This is a genomic window from Providencia sp. PROV200 (assembly GCF_049901995.1).
Lineage (GTDB): Bacteria > Pseudomonadota > Gammaproteobacteria > Enterobacterales > Enterobacteriaceae > Providencia > Providencia rettgeri_E.
In genome coordinates this window covers 3,437,821-3,457,532 of sequence record NZ_CP096307.1, presented here as the reverse complement: position 1 = coordinate 3,457,532, position 19,712 = coordinate 3,437,821, and the positions used below count along the sequence as shown (strand labels likewise).

At 41.9% G+C, this 19,712-nt stretch carries 16 protein-coding genes and 1 riboswitch; of the genes, 7 read left to right on the top strand and 9 right to left on the bottom strand.

What is annotated here, in order from left to right; genetic code table 11:
- Positions 1 to 80 precede the first annotated feature (80 nt).
- Positions 81 to 980 carry a LysR family transcriptional regulator gene (locus M1E86_RS15790; RefSeq protein ID WP_125890352.1) on the bottom strand — a complete coding sequence of 300 codons (900 nt, stop codon included), beginning with the start codon at positions 978 to 980 and terminating at the stop codon, positions 81 to 83.
- 99 nt (positions 981 to 1,079) lie between these two features.
- On the opposite strand from M1E86_RS15790, the gene M1E86_RS15785 reads away from it, so the two are divergent.
- Both M1E86_RS15785 and M1E86_RS15780 read left to right on the top strand, forming a co-directional pair.
- A complete protein-coding gene (locus tag M1E86_RS15785) occupies positions 1,080 to 2,411 on the top strand; it encodes an MFS transporter (protein ID WP_213913068.1) in 1,332 nt (443 codons plus the stop codon).
- Positions 2,412 to 2,804 (top strand): hypothetical protein, encoded by a 393-nt coding sequence (locus M1E86_RS15780; RefSeq protein WP_213913067.1) that lies wholly within the window; start codon positions 2,412 to 2,414, stop codon positions 2,802 to 2,804. It abuts the gene before it with no gap.
- 70 nt (positions 2,805 to 2,874) lie between these two features.
- Here the strand turns inward: M1E86_RS15780 and rpoD are convergent, their stop codons facing one another.
- The 3 genes from rpoD to rpsU form a co-directional block, all read right to left on the bottom strand.
- Positions 2,875 to 4,803 (bottom strand): RNA polymerase sigma factor RpoD, encoded by a 1,929-nt coding sequence (gene rpoD, locus M1E86_RS15775; protein ID WP_272679647.1) that lies wholly within the window; start codon positions 4,801 to 4,803, stop codon positions 2,875 to 2,877.
- A gap of 105 nt (positions 4,804 to 4,908) precedes the next feature.
- Positions 4,909 to 6,654: a DNA primase gene (gene dnaG, locus M1E86_RS15770; RefSeq protein ID WP_213913065.1), complete on the bottom strand. Its 1,746-nt coding sequence runs from the start codon at positions 6,652 to 6,654 to the stop codon at positions 4,909 to 4,911.
- Positions 6,655 to 6,824: 170 nt separating this feature from the next.
- Positions 6,825 to 7,040 (bottom strand): 30S ribosomal protein S21, encoded by a 216-nt coding sequence (rpsU, locus tag M1E86_RS15765; protein ID WP_001144069.1) that lies wholly within the window; start codon positions 7,038 to 7,040, stop codon positions 6,825 to 6,827.
- Positions 7,041 to 7,370: 330 nt separating this feature from the next.
- Here rpsU and tsaD point away from each other — a divergent pair, with 330 nt between their 5' ends.
- Positions 7,371 to 8,390, top strand: a complete 1,020-nt coding sequence (tsaD, locus tag M1E86_RS15760; RefSeq protein WP_102137846.1) for a tRNA (adenosine(37)-N6)-threonylcarbamoyltransferase complex transferase subunit TsaD — start codon at positions 7,371 to 7,373, stop codon at positions 8,388 to 8,390.
- Positions 8,391 to 8,460: 70 nt separating this feature from the next.
- Here tsaD and M1E86_RS15755 read toward each other — a convergent pair whose 3' ends face one another.
- Positions 8,461 to 9,993: a methyl-accepting chemotaxis protein gene (locus M1E86_RS15755; protein ID WP_213913064.1), complete on the bottom strand. Its 1,533-nt coding sequence runs from the start codon at positions 9,991 to 9,993 to the stop codon at positions 8,461 to 8,463.
- A 275-nt stretch (positions 9,994 to 10,268) separates the two neighbouring features.
- The gene (plsY, locus tag M1E86_RS15750) at positions 10,269 to 10,925 is read right to left on the bottom strand and encodes a glycerol-3-phosphate 1-O-acyltransferase PlsY (RefSeq protein ID WP_125890346.1); all 657 of its coding nucleotides are present in this window, start codon (positions 10,923 to 10,925) and stop codon (positions 10,269 to 10,271) included.
- A gap of 108 nt (positions 10,926 to 11,033) precedes the next feature.
- On the opposite strand from plsY, the gene folB reads away from it, so the two are divergent.
- A complete protein-coding gene (folB, locus tag M1E86_RS15745) occupies positions 11,034 to 11,393 on the top strand; it encodes a bifunctional dihydroneopterin aldolase/7,8-dihydroneopterin epimerase (RefSeq protein ID WP_125890716.1) in 360 nt (119 codons plus the stop codon).
- Between the two features lie 39 nt (positions 11,394 to 11,432).
- Here the strand turns inward: folB and M1E86_RS15740 are convergent, their stop codons facing one another.
- A complete protein-coding gene (locus tag M1E86_RS15740; RefSeq protein WP_213913063.1) occupies positions 11,433 to 12,659 on the bottom strand; it encodes a multifunctional CCA addition/repair protein in 1,227 nt (408 codons plus the stop codon).
- A gap of 14 nt (positions 12,660 to 12,673) precedes the next feature.
- A complete protein-coding gene (locus M1E86_RS15735) occupies positions 12,674 to 13,288 on the bottom strand; it encodes a TIGR04211 family SH3 domain-containing protein (RefSeq protein ID WP_125890344.1) in 615 nt (204 codons plus the stop codon).
- Between the two features lie 280 nt (positions 13,289 to 13,568).
- Here M1E86_RS15735 and M1E86_RS15730 point away from each other — a divergent pair, with 280 nt between their 5' ends.
- The 3 genes from M1E86_RS15730 to hldE all read left to right on the top strand — a co-directional run bounded on the left by M1E86_RS15730 (position 13,569) and on the right by hldE (position 18,910).
- Positions 13,569 to 14,531 (top strand): inorganic triphosphatase, encoded by a 963-nt coding sequence (locus tag M1E86_RS15730; RefSeq protein WP_213913062.1) that lies wholly within the window; start codon positions 13,569 to 13,571, stop codon positions 14,529 to 14,531.
- A gap of 12 nt (positions 14,532 to 14,543) precedes the next feature.
- Entirely contained in the window at positions 14,544 to 17,390 is a 2,847-nt protein-coding gene (gene glnE, locus M1E86_RS15725; protein ID WP_426099152.1) for a bifunctional [glutamate--ammonia ligase]-adenylyl-L-tyrosine phosphorylase/[glutamate--ammonia-ligase] adenylyltransferase, read from the top strand.
- 92 nt (positions 17,391 to 17,482) lie between these two features.
- Positions 17,483 to 18,910, top strand: coding sequence for a bifunctional D-glycero-beta-D-manno-heptose-7-phosphate kinase/D-glycero-beta-D-manno-heptose 1-phosphate adenylyltransferase HldE (gene hldE, locus M1E86_RS15720; protein ID WP_213913060.1), 1,428 nt, complete (start codon positions 17,483 to 17,485; stop codon positions 18,908 to 18,910).
- A gap of 109 nt (positions 18,911 to 19,019) precedes the next feature.
- On the opposite strand, the gene ubiK is transcribed toward hldE, so the two are convergent.
- Entirely contained in the window at positions 19,020 to 19,286 is a 267-nt protein-coding gene (gene ubiK, locus M1E86_RS15715) for a ubiquinone biosynthesis accessory factor UbiK (protein WP_125890340.1), read from the bottom strand.
- 232 nt (positions 19,287 to 19,518) lie between these two features.
- Positions 19,519 to 19,670, top strand: a riboswitch (FMN riboswitch).
- The last annotated feature ends 42 nt before the right edge of the window (positions 19,671 to 19,712 follow it).

The following is a 19,712-nucleotide window of genomic DNA, read 5'->3' as shown; positions in this document are numbered from 1 at the left end:
CCATTTCCGATTAGGAAAATGGCTATTATACTGTGGTAGATTAGAAATCTCTATTTTAGAAACATTGAACCGACCTATTTTTATTTCTTTACCGCTAATTTATCTGCTAAGTAATCAATAAAAGCACGGGTCTTAGCCGGTAAAACAAAAGTACTTGGGTAAAGTAATTGAATATTTTGTTTCGGCAAACGGTATTCAGGTAATACATGTACTAAGCGTTCATACCGCAAGTCATCATCAACCATCCAAGCTGGGCATATTGCAATACCTAATGAGGCTAACACCATATGGTGAATAACGGCGGCAGAATTAGACTCGTATTGGTTTTTAATTAGAGGTAAGTAATATTTTTCATTTTTTGCGTTCTGTAAAAAATATTGCGGATCTTGCCAGTTTAATAACGCATGGTTAATCCATGGAACATTTGCTAAATCAGTGAGTTGTTTGATTGGGTGTTTTTTTAGAAATTCAGGGGTGGCAACTAAGTAAATTTCATATTCACCCAGTTTTTTCATTTTATGGGATGAATTTTTTAAATTACCTAACCGAATAGATAAATCGAGTTTCTCTGTGATAAGGTCATCTAAGGATGAGTTAAATGAATACTGTAACCTTAGCTTAGGATAAAGGCGGCAAAATTCAGGCAGTAGTGGCAAAATAAAACGTTGGCCAAACTCACTCGTTGATGAAAAGCGCAGCAAACCTACAATATTAGTGCCTAAATTTTGGCTTTTTTCGAAAGCTTCATCTATTTGACTTTGAATACGTTTAAAGTCGTCATAGAAATGTTTTCCCACTTCTGTTAATGCAATATTCCGCGTATTTCGTGTCAGCAAGCTCACATTGAGCTGAGTTTCTAATTGTTTGATATCCACACTAACCATAGAGCGGCTTAGCCCTAAAATATCTGCGGCTTTCGTGAATGAACCGGAGTCAACAACTTGTAGAAAGCTGATAATCTTTTTGAGATTTTTTTGCATAATGGTGGCGATTGTTCTTTTTTATTAAACAATCATGTTACCTCCCTTATATCGACAAAGAAAGTACTTAAATCTATTCTTTGCCGCCGGAGGAAGTCCATGACTTATCGATACAAAATTGCCACAGTATTTTTACTCGGTTTCTTTATTGATTGTATTAATATTTTTATGTCGGCGATAGCATTACCTGATATTGCATCGTCATTTTCAGCGAGCCAATCTCAAGTTGCTTGGGTTGCCAATGGCTATATTTTAGGTTTAGTGCTGGTGATGCCCATCAGTTTATGGCTAGCAGGCAGGCTAGGTAATCAAAAGCTACTTTGCTATTCCATGTTGCTTTTTTCTGTTGCAGCTTGGTTCAGTGGGAGCAGTGATTCAATTTATAGTTTAATTTTTTGGCGTTTTATCCAAGGAGCCGCGGGAGGGTTATTAATTCCTGTCGGTCAGGCACTCGTTTTTGCATTATTTCCAAATAATGATCGTCAGCGTATATCAACATTGATTATGACAGTCGCGTTAATTGCGCCTGCATTCTCACCTGCCATTGGTGGTTTAATTATTGATTCTTTATCTTGGCATTGGGTTTTTTATGCTAATTTACCTTTTTCATTGCTAACGGCCGTACTTGCCTGGGTTTGGATAAAAAATGATGGGAAAGCAATAAGAGAAAAGCCAGATATTTTGGGGCTAATAATGGTAAGTTTAAGTTTATTAAGCTTATTATTATCATTCTCTTTTTATAATGACTATCACAATTTATTATTGGCTTTGGTGAGTTTTGCTACTTCAGCTCTCGTATTTGTTATTTATCTTAAATATGCCAAAAAATGTCGAGAACCTATTTTAAATTTTCAATTATTGAATAACACCAATTTGCGTAACGCTTTTATTGTTTACTATGCTGTTCCCGGTATTTTTACGGGAGTTAATTTACTGAATATTTTTAATCTACAAGAGAATATAGGATTCAGCGCAGCACAAACAGGATTATTTATGGTGCTATATGCATTGGGGGCGGTAGTTTCAATGGTAACTGGTGGGCGCCTTTATTTGCAGATAGGGAAAAAACAATTATTTATTATTGGTATTACATTACATAGCCTTGGTATTTTTCTGCTTTATTGGGTTTCATCTTCAAGTCAGCTCTATTTATTAATAATCGCTTATTTATTGATGGGGATGGGTGGTGGATTGAGCGCCAATACTGCACAAATTAGCTCGCTGATGGACTTCAAAGACAAAGATTTACTTCAAGGGAGCGTATTGTGGAATATTAATCGACAAGTCGCATTTAGTGTTGGCGCTGTCATATTTATTTCTATATTTAGCCTAACGACTTTTTCGAGTGATTTATTACGCTATCAATATACGTTTCTTATCGCATCAATACTCGGGTTACTTTCATTAATTTCAGTGATCAAGGAAAAATAAATGAGTGAAACAATGGAAAGCGCGCTGCAAAGCGTTGTGGACGTACATGTCTTAATTGAGAATGTTTTTATGGGGAGAAATGGTGATAAAAGTTTGGCTCCTCTATTAGCCAGTTTCGATGAGCACTTCAAAATGGTTACAACTCAGGGCCATTGTATTGGGTTAAATGAAGTGACTCAGCTATTCAGTCAGAATGTCGGGGCTAGAACATCATTTTCTACAGAGTGTATTAATCTGATTCCATTGCGCGAAGACAATGGCTATTGCTGGGTTCAGTATCAAGAAAAACAGCAAATAAATGGTATTGAGTCGTTAAGAATTTCGACTGCATGTATCAGGGTCGAACCCGAAAAGTGTGTTTGGGTTTATTTGCATGAAACACCGGTAGTGTAGCTTTCCATGGTTTTAGTGACCATAAAAAAACACCTGCCGGAGCAGGTGTTTTTAGATATAAATAAATCAATTATTCGTCAAGGAAGCTGCGCAGAACTTCTGAGCGGCTTGGGTGACGTAATTTACGTAACGCTTTCGCTTCGATCTGACGGATACGCTCACGGGTAACATCAAACTGTTTACCGACTTCCTCAAGGGTGTGGTCAGTATTCATGTCGATACCAAAACGCATACGTAACACTTTAGCTTCACGAGCGGTTAAGCCAGCTAACACCTCGTGAGTCGCTGAGCGTAAGCTTTCTGACGTTGCAGAGTCTAAAGGCAGCTCTAAAGTGGTATCTTCAATAAAATCACCTAAATGTGAATCTTCATCATCACCGATAGGGGTTTCCATAGAGATTGGTTCTTTAGCAATCTTCAGGACTTTACGAATTTTATCTTCCGGCATTAGCATGCGTTCTGCCAGTTCTTCTGGCGATGGCTCACGGCCCATTTCTTGCAGCATTTGGCGAGAGATACGGTTCAGTTTATTGATAGTTTCAATCATGTGAACCGGGATACGAATAGTACGTGCTTGGTCAGCAATTGAACGCGTGATAGCCTGACGGATCCACCAAGTTGCATAAGTTGAGAACTTATAACCACGGCGATATTCAAACTTATCAACGGCTTTCATCAGACCGATGTTACCTTCTTGAATCAGGTCAAGGAACTGCAAGCCACGGTTGGTGTATTTCTTAGCGATAGAAATAACCAGACGTAAGTTTGCTTCAACCATCTCTTTCTTCGCACGGCGTGCTTTCGCTTCACCGATAGACATACGACGGTTGATATCTTTAACTTGTTCAATTGTCAGACCCGTTTCTTCTTCAATTTGACGCAGTCTTTGTAGGCAACGCAGAATTTCTTCTTCAACTTCAAGTAGTTTTTCTGACCAAGGCTTGTTCATTGCTTTTGCAGCAGTTAACCAAGTTTCGCTGGTCTCATTACCACTAAATAAAGTAATGAAGTTTTTCTTCGGCATCTTACATTGTTCAACACACAGTTTCATGATGGTACGCTCTTGTAAGCGAACTCTGTCCATCATTTCACGCATGTTATTGACCAAATAGTCAAATTGCTTAGGAACTAAACGGAACTCTTTAAATACTTCGGAAAGCTGCTCAATAGCGGCAGCCGTTTTCGCATCACTACGACCATATTGTTTAATATGTTGACGCGTTTTTTCATATTGCTCACGGAGATCAGAGAATTTTTGACGCGCTAATTCAGGATCGATGCTGTTATCGTCATCGCTGTCATCGGCGTCTTCATCTTCTTCGTCTTCGTCATCGTCTTTATCAAGCTCTGCTTGTGGTAATTCAGAGCCAACGTGAGTTGCTGTTGGTGCGAGATCTTCTTCCGCGTTAGGGTCAACAAAGCCGGTGATTAAATCAGATAAACGGCTTTCTCCTGCTTCAACACGGTCATATTGCTCAAGGAGATAGGTAATAGCTTCAGGATATTCAGCAACAGAGCACTGAACCTGATTAATACCATCCTCGATACGTTTTGCAATGTCGATTTCGCCTTCTCGTGTGAGAAGCTCGACGGTGCCCATTTCACGCATATACATGCGGACAGGGTCGGTCGTGCGGCCGATTTCACTTTCAACACTGGACAGCACTTGTGCAGCGGCTTCTGCTGCATCTTCATCAGTATCGGAAGTATTTTCAGCCAAAATTAAATCATCGGCATCAGGTGCTTCTTCCATGACCTGGATGCCCATGTCATTAATCATCTGAATGATATCTTCAATTTGGTCTGAATCGACGATATCTTCCGGCAGATGGTCATTGACCTCGGCATAGGTTAAGTAACCTTGCTCTTTACCCTTGGTTACGAGTAGCTTAAGCTGCGACTGCGGGTTTTGCTCCATAAGACGGTATCCACACTTCTGAGTATTTAAATTGGTGTCGGTCGGCGAAACATTCGGCCAACAAGAACATACAAAGGGAATATTTATTATTCGCTACGCCCTTTATTCTCGTAGCATTTACAGGCATTTGCCTTGTGTTTATCGGCACTTAAGCCGTTTAAAATACTAATTCTGTTTTGGGTTAGATTATGTTTTCACTCTTGAAAGAGTGATTAAGCGGACTTCTTCGCGCTCTTCTGGGGTCAGCCCTTCAGTTCGTTCTTTTGCTATCAAATAGTCAAAACGTTCGTCGAGTGCGCTATTAAATAGATGGTTTAACGCATCTATAAAGGTATTTTCCGCTATCTCCTCTATTTCTATATCGTTCCATGTTGCGAGTTTTTCAAGCTGTTTCGAAAATTTATTATCACGATAACGCTCTAGCAACTGCCCAGTCGACATTCCGGGGGTAGAACGGCAAACATCAACCAGTTCCTGAAATAGAGAAAGCCCCGGCATTTGAATATGGGCGATCCCCTCTAATGAGGGAACAAGTTCCGAAAAGTTCGGATTCTGTACCAACAGTGCGATAAGTATTCGCATTGTGGTTGGTTTTAATTTGGGCGCCTGATAGTTAACTTGTTCTGTATTCTCTCTATCAATCATAGCAAGAACTTGAGAAATATCCGGTATACCAATAAAATTTCCTAGCTCTTGAGCCATATAAAGGCGCAATGTTTCACCAGGTATTTGTTTAATCAAAGGGATAGCTAATTTACTAAATTTTGCTTTCCCTTCTTGCGTTTTTAAATCCACCTGAGGAACAAGTGAATCAAATAAAAAGGAGGAAAGGGTTTGAGCATCTTTCATGCGTTGCTCAAAAGTCTCTTTGCCTTCTTTACGCACTAATGAATCCGGGTCTTCACCATCAGGTAAAAACATAAAGCGCAATTGGCGACCATCCGTTAGATAGGGAAGTGCTGTTTCCAGTGCCCGCCAAGCCGCTTCTCGGCCTGCGCGGTCGCCATCATAACAACAAATAACTGTATCTGTTGAACGATAAAGTAGCTGAATGTGTTCTGAGGTTGTTGATGTGCCAAGTGAGGCAACCGCATAGCGGATGTCATACTGAGCGAGAGCAACAACGTCCATATAGCCTTCAACTACGAGTAATTTCGCTAATTCACTACTATTTTGTGTTGCTTCATAGAGGCCAAATAATTGACGGCCTTTATGGAAAATATCAGTTTCGGGAGAGTTTAAGTATTTGGGAAGGGCATCCCCTAATACTCGGCCACCGAAGGCAATTACACGACCGCGTCTATCCCGAATTGGGAACATAACACGCTCTCTAAAGCGGTCATAGATTCGGCCATTATCATTTGTCACTAACATGCCTGCATCATCAAGCTGTTTGCGACTTTCTGGGTTTACAGCGAATTTTTTGAGTAAGTTGTCCCAGCCCGCAGGGGCGAAACCAATCGAAAAATGCTCAATAATTTCAGCGCTTAAACCACGTTGGCTTAAATAATCTTTCGCTTTATTAGCCGAAGAATGACTTAAGGCAGCACAGTAAAATTGATTAATTTTTTCCATCAACTGATACAAATTTTGCCGTTGATGAAGTTCTATTTGGCTTGAACCCGTTCCTTTTTCATAAGGGACATCAAGGCCATGCAGTGCAGATAATTCTTCAATAGCTTCGACAAAATCGAGTTTGTCATAATTCATCAAAAAATCGATAGCATTGCCATGAGCACCACAACCAAAACAGTAATAAAACTGTCTTTCACCGTTTACGGTAAAAGAGGGTGTTTTTTCATTATGGAACGGACAACAAGCGTGATGGTTTTTACCCTGTTTTTTTAACGGGACTTTTGCATCGACTAAATCAATGATATCGGTTCTTGCTAACAAATCATTGATAAATGAACGCGGAATTCGTCCAGCCATAAGCCTCTTTTTCGCCTGTTGATGAACGATAATAAGCCGCGCTTCCTTGAGGAAAGCACGGCCTTTAACTGCTTAGCTATTTACTACTACAAAAACTGAGTGACTACGAGAGAAACTAAAATTTTGTATTAGCTATCGTCTGTCATGAATGCAGTTTTCACTGCAAACAACTAGTACAGACGAGTACGGCGTGCGTTTTCGCGAGCCAGTTTCTTAGCGTGACGCTTTACAGCTGATGCTTTAGCGCGTTTGCGTTCAGTCGTTGGTTTTTCATAGAATTCACGACGACGAACTTCAGCTAAAACACCTGCTTTTTCACAGGAACGTTTGAAACGACGCAGTGCAACGTCGAATGGCTCGTTTTCACGTACTTTAATTACCGGCATGTGCCTCTCACCTCAATAGAAATCGGTTTGTTGCTGGTACTGATTCACCAGCCTTCATTTAAAATGGTGCGGAATTTTACTTCAATGAGTACGGGTTTGTAAAGTGCCGTATAAAATTGAATCACACAAGATTACCTGATTTGCAGTTCATTTGATGAAAAAGCAAACAAAACCAGATAATAATGAGAGTTAGCCACACGAAATTTTTTATTACAGGGGACTGATTATAGACTATACAGTCAGGAAAGTCAGCCTTTTGCCAACATTAATTACGCGATTGCACGAAAATAGTGATAGACTTGCGGTTATGCAACAAACAAGGGTAGTGCAATGCGTGTTTTAGGTATCGAAACCTCTTGCGATGAGACGGGTATCGCAATCTATGATGATGAGCGAGGCTTATTAGCCAATCAATTATACAGCCAAATTAAAGTTCATGCAGACTACGGTGGTGTCGTGCCTGAATTGGCCTCGCGTGATCATATTCGTAAAACAGTGCCGTTAATTCAAGCCGCGCTGAAAGAAGCTAATTTAACAAGTCAAGATATCGACGCCGTCGCTTATACTGCGGGCCCCGGTTTGGTGGGGGCTTTAATGGTCGGTGCAACGGTCGGGCGTTCGTTAGCTTTTGCGTGGAATGTTCCTGCTGTGGCTGTTCATCACATGGAAGGCCATTTATTGGCTCCAATGCTAGAAGAGAAAAGCCCTGAATTTCCTTTCGTTGCATTACTGGTTTCTGGTGGACATACCCAGCTTATCAGTGTGACGGGGATTGGTGAGTATGAGCTACTTGGTGAATCCATCGATGACGCAGCAGGTGAAGCGTTTGATAAAACAGCGAAATTATTAGGTTTAGACTACCCTGGCGGCCCTGTGTTATCTCGCATGGCACAGCAGGGGACTGCGGGCCGTTTTGTGTTTCCTCGACCAATGACAGACAGGCCAGGGCTTGATTTTAGCTTCTCAGGGTTAAAAACCTTTGCAGCAAATACCATTCGTGAAAATGCGGATGACGACCAAACCCGAGCTGATATTGCGAGAGCCTTTGAAGATGCCGTGGTAGATACGTTGGCCATTAAATGCAAACGCGCTTTAGAACAAACAGGGTTTAAACGCTTGGTGATGGCGGGGGGCGTTAGTGCTAACCGCGCACTTAGAGCAAAAATGGAAGACGTTCTCAAACAGCGTGGCGGTGAGGTTTTTTATGCGCGCCCTGAGTTTTGTACAGATAACGGTGCGATGATTGCTTTAGCGGGGCTTATTCGTCTTAAAGGTGGGTCAACGACAGGGCTTGGCGTGACAGTTCGTCCGCGCTGGCCACTGGCCGAATTACCACCGTTAGAAAAATAATACTGTTGATAAGTTTATGTTGTTTGATAAAAAGGGCTGGATGACAGCCCTTTTGCTTTTCAACTCAATATTAATGTAAAACAACGATAGCATCTTCAAGTCGGCTTGAACGTGCTTTTACCATATTTGATGTCTCTGTGCTTTGCTCTACCAGTAATGTGCTTTGTTGCGTGATGGTTTCGAGCTCACTCACCGCTTGGGTAATATCGGCGATCCCAGCCGCTTGCTCAGAAGTCGCTTGGCTAATATGGGTAATCAATTGCGTGACATTCTGTATTTGGTCGACAATCTCCTTCATGGTGTCCCCTGCCGTATGCACTTGATTTTTCCCTGAATTGACTTTTTTCTCACAATCATTAATTAATTCGCGAATATCATTCACTGCGCTTGCACTGCGGCTTGCTAGGCTGCGAACCTCATTTGCAACAACGGCAAAGCCTTTACCTTGCTCACCCGCACGTGCGGCTTCTACAGCAGCATTTAACGCGAGTATATTAGTTTGAAATGCGATGTCTTTAATCACATCCGTGATGGAATGGATTTTGCTGGTACTACTGACAATTTCATTCATGGTATCGACAACCGCTTCCATCATGGCACCGCCATTTACCGCGGTTTCGCTAGTGGTATTAGAAAGCTGATCAACTTGGATTGTATTATCGGCATTCATTTTTACAGAAACAGCCATTTGGTTCATGGTCGCAACGGTTTGTTGCATATAACCGACAGTTTGCTGAGTATGCGTTTCTAATTCACCGCAATCGGAGACTAAAGATTCACTGCCTTTGCGAACGTTATCAACTTGCTCGGAGACATCTTTGATTAGCCAACGGCAGACGAGTCCAAGTTGCCCTATAGCGCGTAATACTAAGCCAATTTCATCTGTGCGTTGCATATGGTTAACGCTATGTCGATTCCCTCGTGCAATACTAAGCGCTTGTTGGGTAATGTTTTCCAATGGTGTGGCGAGCATTTTTTCAAATATCATATTACCGACCAGTAATGTGATAAATGTGCAGATGCTCATGATTAAAAGGGATGCGGTTGGTTGCAAAACAGTGCTTGCCATGATGAGCCAGAGGACAAATAACAGGCTCATGACGAGTCGGATACGTGAACGTGTTGAATATGTTGAAAAGTGAAACGGTATTTTTTTAGAAAGTACAATTCCCTTAAAAATCTTTTGTTTACTTCTATTTTCATTCATTGCGCTATAGAGCGGTTCTACTGTCGCAATTTCTTGGCGTGTTGCACGAGTTCGAATGGACATATAGCCCGTAATAACCCCTTTGCGTTCCACTGGGGTGATATTGGCTCGAACCCAGTAATGGTCACCATTTTTCCGACGATTTTTGACAATACCAGTCCAAGGTTCTCCTTTTTTAAGAGTTGCCCACATGTCGGCAAAAGCTTCTTTGGGCATATCTGGATGGCGGATAATATTGTGTGGACGTGTTAATAATTCATCTAATTCATAACCACTAACTTGGACAAAGAAATCATTAGCATGAACAATGTTTCCTTGCAGATCGCTAGTTGTCATCAATGTGATATTTTCATCTAATACATATTCATTTTGAGTGATATAAGGGGTTCTGCTCATTATAATACCATTATTATTGTTTAGTTTTCCTTTTATATAGTCGACAGCTTTTAAATATTCCTTAGTAATAATTTTGCAATAATTTAACTTTTATTTAAAAGTGTGCGCTAGTTATGGCAAAAATGTAACGCAGCACAAATTGCTACCAGTACAGTTTTAAGTAGGGATATCACGCTGTTGTTATCGATAGGATTTTTTGGGAAACTTTAAACAAGGCAAATAGCATAAAAAAAGAGCTGAAATCAGCTCTTCTTAGGGGAAATTAAAGATAACGATCAGTCATCCTGTTCTTGCTCTTTGGCTTCTTGGGCTATTTCTTTATTGGTTTTTTGTTTTTTATTTTTCAGCTTTTGCCAAATACGGCTTTCTTGACCGCGCCAAAGGCGTTGTATATTGCCATGATGGCGGACTAACACTAAACAAGACAACATGGCAACAGGGAAGGTGAATTCAGGTTTAAACCACCAAACATAAAAGGGAGCGAGTAAGGCGCTGACAATTGCGCCGAGTGATGAATAACCACTAAGCAATACTGTCAGTAACCATGTCCCTGCGACTAAACCAGAAAGATCCCAACCAATAGCGGCAATTGAACCAAATGCAGTTGCTACCCCTTTCCCGCCTTTGAAACGAAAGAAAATAGGATATATATGCCCAAGACAGGCTGCAATTGCAACAAAGCCAAGATAGAATGGCTGCACATTTAAATAATAAGCAAGCCAAACGGGTATCATCCCTTTTAATACGTCACAAATGAGTACCCCAGCAGCGGCGGCTTTACCGCCTACACGTAATACGTTAGTTGCACCAGGGTTACCAGAGCCGTGTTGACGGGGGTCGGGTAGTCTCGCCAAACGGCAGATCAGTATCGCACTCGAAACTGAGCCACAAAGATAGGCGAAGATTATCATGCCAAGCGCGGTTGCACTCATAGCTAACTCCAAAAACGGTTAAGGCCATAAATTCACTTCAGTCTTGGATAATACGCATATTTTTGCTGAAGTGGTATCAATTCAGTACATAAATGAGAAAATGACGTGATGGATATCGTATTTATTGAGCAATTATCAGTCATCACCACGATCGGTGTATATGACTGGGAACAAGATATTGAACAGAAACTGGTGCTCGATATCGAAATGGGATGGAATAACAAACGCGCGTCTATGAGCGATAATGTAGAATATTGCTTAGATTATGCCAAAGTTAGTCAGGCTATCCTTGCTCATGTTGGGAATAACAAGTTTGGGTTAGTAGAGCGTGTTGCTGAAGAAGTCGCACAACTACTGATGACTCAATTTGCTAGCCCATGGGTTCGAATTAAGGTGGCTAAGCCGGGAGCTGTGGCGCGAGCCAAACAAGTTGGGGTTATTATCGAAAGAGGCGTGAAAAGCGCTTAAATGATGACTGGCGGTGTTTAGCCGCCAGCGTTATGACCATTAGAACATTTGTTGTTGCCAACTAGCAACGGCTTCAATACGTTGCCGCGTAAGTTCTTGCCGGATCTCAGGGCCTTGAAAACCTTGCTCAATAATGGGTTTGACCTCAACGGATTGTGCTATAGAAAAAGCTTGCCTGAAGTACTGTCCCTGTGGATAGGCTTGCTGTTCAAGGCCTAATCGACCTCTTGCATCCGCCTCGCTGATTAAACTGAGTTGCTCAATACGTTCTGGTTTACGCCAGCTATCAAGCCCATCAAAAATCGCAATGAGCTCATTAGCTGGTAATTTATTGATAATATGTATTTTATCATGGTAACGCGCAGCTAGACGGGCTAAGTCACGAGCCGTAGTTGGTACTTTTAATCTTGCGCAGAGAGTTTCTATTAATGGAATACCTGCTTCACCGTGGTTTGGATGGCTCGGCCAAATATCCGGTGGTGTTAGCGCTTTGCCTAAATCATGGCATAAGGCCGCAAAGCGAATATCTACATTATTAGATAGCTCGGCAATCATTTTCATTACCATTAAAGTATGGATACCGGTATCAATTTCAGGGTGCCATTTTTCAGGGGCAGGAACACCAAATAACGCATCAACTTCAGGAAAAAGTACAGCTAAAGCACCACATTGGCGTAAAACATCAAAATACACCTGTGGAGAATTTGATTTCAGCGCTTTTTCGGTTTCTGTCCAAACGCGTTCGGCGGTGAGGTGAGATAATTCCCCTGTTGTGGCCATTTTTTGCATTAATGCTAATGTTTCAGGCGCAATCGTAAAACCTTGTTCAAAGTAGCGAGCGGCAAATCGCGCAACCCGTAAGACCCGTAAAGGATCTTCAGAAAATGCGTCAGACACATGACGTAAAATACGGTTATTGAGATCGTTTACGCCTTGGAATGGGTCAATAATTTCACCTGATCCACTTTGTGCTATCGCGTTAATTGTTAGATCGCGACGTAGCAAATCATCTTCAATGGTAACATCGGGAGCGCTATAGCAGCTAAAGCCAGTATAGCCGGCACCAGTTTTACGTTCTGTGCGGGCTAAAGCGTATTCTTCATGGGTCTTTGGATGTAGGAATACAGGAAAATCCTTTCCAACTTGTTGAAAACCTTGCGATAGCATTGCCTCGGGTGTTGTGCCAACCACCACATAGTCCCTATCTGAAATAGGTAGCCCAAGAAGTTGGTCACGTACAGCCCCCCCCACGAGATAGACTTTCATGTGAATGGCCTCAATTACATCCAACCATCATTACGCTTTTTACGACGTGGAATGATGTGCGGTAAAATCAAACCTAAAATTAAGCCAACACCGGCAACGCCACCACCATACATAAACCATTGTAAAATCAATTCACGACGGCGATCATCTAAGTTGACTTCAGCAATTTCCAGCTTTTTACCTGATTTAATTAGCTCGTTTTTTAATTTTTCATTTTCAGCTTTCAGTTGGCTGACAATATTGTCATTATCAGCGACTTTTTGCTGCATATCTGCGGTTCGTGTATTCCAAGTGTTGTCAATATTATCGAGTTGCTGACGTAGTTTTTGATTTTCCGCTTCAAGTTCTGGAATGCGGGTTTTCATACTGGGTGTATTACTGAGTTGATCTACAGGTAACCAGACCGTTCTACCCTTTTCATCGCGAACTTGTGCAAATTTGTTATCTGTGGAAAGCAGTTCAACCGCTTCCCCGGCATTGAGCGTACCTACAATACGATATTTTGTGCCTGGTCCACTATGAACGTATGTGGATAAATCATCCGAAACATAACGTTTTTCTGCTGCATATGAATTTAAGGAAAGGCCTAGCCCCATGATTGAAATTAATAATAATGGAATTTTTCGCATGGTATTTACAGTCTTTTGATGGTGAATGAGTTTTATATTATTTGAATACTAATGAGTAAAGTGTAAGGGTGCAAACCCTAAACGCAGATGTATTCACACCCAAAAGGAGAATGAGAACTATCCTAACTGTCTAAATTACCCTTATTTTCACTCTATTTTCAATATAACTCACTGAAAGAAATATGACAGGTAGAATTTTTGATTCCTATGCAGTTTCTTTTCTCAGCTTAGCTCGATTGGGGTAATATGAGTGGAGTGAAATAATTAAATAAGGATATGTATGAGCCACGTAGAGGTTGAACTCAAACTTGCTGCTAAGCACTCGGCAATAGAGGCTGTACGACAGTGTCTATCAACATTGTCTCACCAGTACAGCGAACCAACGAAGTTAACCAATATCTACTTTGATACGGCAAATAAGCAGTTACGTCAGTGGGATATGGGCTTACGTATCCGCGGTTGTGATGGTCGTTATGAAATGACAATGAAAACGGCTGGGCAGGCGATAGGCGGCTTACACCAACGGCCTGAATATAATGTTGACATTGATTCACCTGAGCTTGATTTAGCCGCATTACCTGCTGAAATTTGGCCAGAAGGCACTGATGTTTCACAGCTTCAGTCTGAATTAAATATCCTCTTTAGCACCAATTTTACCCGTGAAAAATGGTTAGTGACTTTTGAAGATAGCGAAATAGAAGTGGTTTTTGACCAAGGTGAAATTTCCTCTGGCGCAAAGGATTTGCCTATTCAAGAGTTTGAACTAGAACTAAAAAAAGGCTTTATTGCTGATGTACTCAATTTAGCGAAGAAATTTGCAGATATCGACGGATTACATTTGTCATCACTTAGCAAAGCTGCACGTGGATATTCCTTGCTATCGCTGCCAAAAGAGCCATTAACTTGTCCAGACTCGCTGTTTGACTACGAAGAGCTGCCCTTAGAAAAGTCATTAATGCATATGCAATTACTTTGCCAGCAGCATGAAGCTTACTGGTTAGAAAATGGAAGTAATGCGCGCCAAGGTTTCAGTGAGTTTTTACGTTTTGTTCAGGCATTTTTAGTGCATTACCAAAATTCAGCGCCTCATTTTATTCATGATACTCCGTTAGAACAATTACGCACAAACATTGCTGATGAATCCATGAGTGCAGAGGATTTTTGCTATAGCAGCCAGTGGTTAAAATGTAAATTAGCCTTTATCCAATGGTTAAGTGCTTTAACCTATCAAGAAGCCCATTAAGGTATTGATAATATGCATGCTTTTCCTGACGTATTGCAAAGCCAAGGTGAACGTGTTTTAAACCGAATTACGGAACAAGCTCACGAGTTATTGCCGTTAAGTGAACAAGAAATTCAGGTGCTGTCTTTCAGCGATTTTGCACTCAAGCAAGTACTCGCACACCCACAGTTTTTACTTGAAATTCGTTCTCAGCCACCGAAAGCTGATGAATGGAAAAGTTATGCATCATGGTTATCACAAAATTTGTCGTTAGTTAACAATGAAGAACATTTGATGCGAGTATTGCGCATCTTTCGCCACCATATGTTAGTGCGCTGTGCATGGATGCAAGTGTTAGAAATAAGCACGCAAAAAGAAACGATTTATCAGCTCAGCATATTGGCGGAGACCTTGGTTGTTGCGGCGCGAGATTGGTTGTATCAAGAATATAGTCAGTCATGGGGAACCCCTTGTAATGCAGAAGGAAAACCGCAGCCGCTATTGGTTTTAGGGATGGGAAAGTTAGGGGGCAGAGAGCTTAATTTTTCATCAGATATTGACCTAATTTTTGTTTATCCAGAAAACGGGGTTACCCAAGGTGGCCGAAAAGAGTTAGATAATGCGCAATTTTTTACGCGTTTAGGGCAAAAGTTGATCCGTGTACTTGATCAAGTGACAGAGAATGGTTTTGTTTACCGGGTTGATATGCGCTTACGGCCATTTGGTGATAGCGGGCCGTTAGTTTTTAGTTTTTCCGCACTTGAAGACTATTACCAAGAACAAGGGCGTGATTGGGAACGTTATGCGATGGTTAAAGCTCGCATTATGGGTGCAGATAGCCTGCATTATGAGGCGTGTTTGCGAAAACTTTTGCGTCCTTTCGTTTATCGTCGCTATATCGACTTTAGCGTGATCCAATCTTTGCGCAACATGAAAAATATGATTGAGCGGGAAGTCCGGCGTCGTGGTTTGGTAAATAATATCAAATTAGGGGCTGGAGGTATTCGTGAAGTTGAATTTGTTTCACAGGTTTTTCAGTTAATTCGAGGGGGGCGAGAACCTGTTTTACAGTCGCAATCCTTATTTTCAACATTACAAGGGATCCGAGAACTTGCATTATTAACGGAAGAACAAGTGAATATCCTGCAAGATGGCTACCTTTTCTTGCGTAGAGTCGAAAATTTACTGCAAAGTATCGATGACCAACAGACACAAACACTCCCTGACGATAGTTTAAACCAAACGCGCTTAGCGTGGGGAATGAGCTTTGCGGATTGGCCCGCATTTTATCTGGTTTTGAGCCAGAAAATGGCCGCGGTGCATCAAATATTCACTGAGCAAATAGGCAAGGAAGATGATAGTGAGAACACTGATGCATTCGATGAAATTTATATCACGCTATGGCAAAGTGAATTATCGAAAGAAGAATTAGCCACTTACTTACCCTCTAAAAATGAAGATATTGCCCAACGCATTATTCACGGCATAGTGATGTTCCGTCATGATCTTAATAAACGCACCATTGGCCCTCGTGGACGGGATGTTCTTGATGAATTAATGCCTAAATTATTGGCAAAAGTCGGTGAACGTGATGATGCAGGCGAAGTCATTGAGCGTATCACCCCCCTGTTATTGAGCATTGTTAGCCGTACAACTTATCTCGAGTTAATGCTCGAATTTGACGAGGTTTTAACTCACGTTATTCGCTTGTGTGCAGCGTCACCTATGATAGCGGAGCAGCTAGCGCGCCACCCATTGTTATTAGATGAATTGCTCGACCCTCAATCATTATACCAGCCGCTACCACTAACGGCTTACCGCGATGAACTGCGCCAATATTTAATGCGGGTTCCTGAAGATGACGAAGAGCAGCAACTTGAAGCCTTACGTCAATTTAAACAAGCCCAATTGTTGCGCATCGCCGCCGAAGACATTTCGGGGGTTTTACCTGTAATGAAGGTCAGTGACCATCTGACTTACCTTGCTGAAGCGATTATTGATGCAGTGGTACACCAAGCGTGGCAAAAAATGGCAAAACGCTACGGAGAGCCCTCACATCTAGAACTAAATGATAAAAAACAATATGGTTTTGCAGTGTTAGGTTATGGAAAGCTAGGTGGCTGGGAATTGGGTTATAGTTCGGATTTAGACCTCGTTTTTCTCTTCGATTGTCCTTTAGATGTCGTCACCAATGGCGAACGTTCCATTGATGCTCGCCAATTTTATTTGCGTGTCGCTCAGCGCATTATCCATTTGTTTAGTACTCGAACCCCTTCTGGTGTGTTGTATGAAGTTGATGCGCGACTTAGGCCTTCCGGTGAGTCAGGAATGTTAGTCAGTACAATACAATCATTTGATGACTACCAAAAAAACGATGCTTGGACATGGGAACATCAGGCGCTAATTCGAGCCCGAATGGTGTTTGGTGATGAGGATTTACAACGGAAATTTATACACACTCGCCACGAAACTTTGTGTATGCCAAGAGAACCTCAAACTCTGCAGCAGCAAGTGCGCGATATGCGGTTAAAAATGCATCAGCACTTAGGAAGCCATCAAGCCAATGTGTTCGACTTAAAAGCTGATCCAGGCGGGATCACTGATATTGAATTTATCGCGCAATACTTAGTGTTGCGTTTCGCTTCAGAAAACAATGTGTTAACACGTTGGTCTGATAATGTGCGTATTTTCGAACTAATGACGCAATATGGTTTCATGCCTGAAGATGAGGCGAATGCTTTAACTCAAGCGTATGTCACGATGCGTAATGAACTCCATCACTTAGCATTACAATCGTTGCCAAGCCGCGTTGAAATAAACCAATTTACTCAACAACGTGAACAAGTTTTAGCAAGTTGGCAAAAATGGCTTGAAGGATAAAGAACAAACGCATTTTATTTAGCTAAACAGCGCAATATGCTAGTATTGTTGCTAATTATTATCAGATTTCCTTTTTAAGACTGGAGTGCAGGATGAAAGTAACTCTTCCGGATTATAAACAAGCCGGTGTGCTGGTGGTTGGTGATGTTATGTTAGACCGTTATTGGCATGGTCCTGCAAACCGAATTTCGCCAGAAGCCCCTGTTCCGGTGGTTAAAGTCACGATGGTAGAAGAGCGTCCCGGTGGTGCAGCTAACGTCGCGATGAATATTGCTTCATTAGGGGCAAACTCCCGCCTTGTGGGGTTAACTGGGATTGACGACGCGGCAAAAGCTCTAACTGAAAATTTAAATGCGGTGCAGGTGCGGTGTGATTTTGTCGCTATTCCAACCCATCCAACCATTACTAAATTACGTGTACTTTCTCGCAATCAGCAACTTATTCGTCTTGATTTTGAAGAAGGTTTTGAAAACGTGGATGTAGCCCCCGTACTGGAGCGCATAGAACAAGCACTGCCACACATTGGCGCACTAGTGCTGTCTGATTACGCAAAAGGGGCGTTAACTCATGTTGAAAAGATGATAGCGCTCGCGAACAAGGCCAATGTTCCCGTTTTGATTGACCCGAAAGGAAACAATTTTGAACGTTACCGCGGGGCAACATTATTGACGCCAAATATGTCTGAGTTTGAAGCGATTGTTGGGCCATGTAAAAACAACCAAGACGTTGAAGAAAAAGGCATGAAGCTGCTTCATTCATTGGAGCTTAAAGCCCTGTTAATTACGCGTTCAGAGCAAGGTATGAGCCTGATCCGCCGTGATGAAGCCCCATTGCATTTACCGACTCAGGCACAAGAAGTGTTTGACGTGACGGGGGCAGGGGATACGGTCATTGGTGTTCTCGCTGCCTCTATTGCATCTGGCCGCCCATTACATGAAGCCTGTGCACTAGCTAATGCCGCAGCAGGCGTGGTGGTGGGCAAATTAGGGACTTCAACAGTTTCGCCTATTGAATTAGAAAACGCTATTCGTGGCCGTGCTGACACTGGTTTTGGTGTTATGACGGAAAGTGAATTAAAACAAGCGGTTGAGAATGCAAGACTGCGCGGTGAACGTGTGGTGATGACGAATGGTTGTTTTGATATTCTCCATGCAGGGCATGTGTCGTATTTAGCTAACGCGCGTAAATTGGGTGACCGCCTAATTGTGGCGGTCAATAGCGATGCATCGACGCGCCGCTTAAAGGGGGAAACACGTCCAGTCAACCCATTAGAACAGCGAATGACCGTACTCGGAGCGCTAGGATCCGTTGATTGGGTCGTCGCTTTTGAAGAAGACACTCCGCAACGCTTAATCGCAGAAGTTCTGCCAGACATCTTAGTTAAAGGGGGGGATTACCGCCCTGAAGAGATAGCGGGCAGTGCTGAAGTGTGGGCTGCTGGAGGCGAAGTTAAAGTCCTTAACTTTGAAGATGGTATTTCTACAACCAATATCATTAAAAATATTATGAAAACGAGTTAATTTATCATTATTAATTAATTAGTTAGTTAAAAACCTCACGTGCGTATGTAAAAACGCCGTGAGGTTTTTATTTATCTAAAATTAAAGTGGGGGCACTTTTTCAATTTAATTACTCAGCCGTTTTTTCTTCTACATCTAAATGGGCTTCAAGTGCGCTAACGCGTTGTTCCATCTTCGCTAATTTTTCACGGGTGCGTAATAAGACTTGAGTTTGAATATCAAATTCTTCACGGCTGACTAAGTCTAATTTACCGAGTTGTGATTGTAATAGTGAACGCAGTTTTTTATCAAAATCTTCACCTAAATCACGCACGCCTTGTGGTAAAGCGCCTTGAATTTGGCGGGCAACTTGTTCAATTTTTTTCGGATCGAGCATTTCGCGGGTCCTTAAGTTTATCAAAATATTGTTGTGAATTGTTGGGACTAGTTTAATACCTCTTGCTGCCTTGCGCTAGCTTGAATTATTTAGGGAGAGGTTTAGAACCGATAGTGAAATTAACCTTGATAACGCTAAGTTTTTATTCATGTTTTTTGGCTAAAAGTGTGAGTCGTTCACCAATTTTGATTATCATCGTTGCGAACTTGAATTATTGGCGTTATATTAATTGCGTATATCTCAGGGCGGGGTGAAAGTCCCCACCGGCGGTAAACATGCATCACGCATGAAGCCCGCGAGCGCTTTACCATTCTGTGGTAAAGGTCAGCAGACCCAGTGTGAATCTGGGGCCGACGGTTATAGTCCGGATGGGAGAGAATTAACAGTATCTGCATGTTTGTGCTGTTACGCACAATAGTGTTCTGC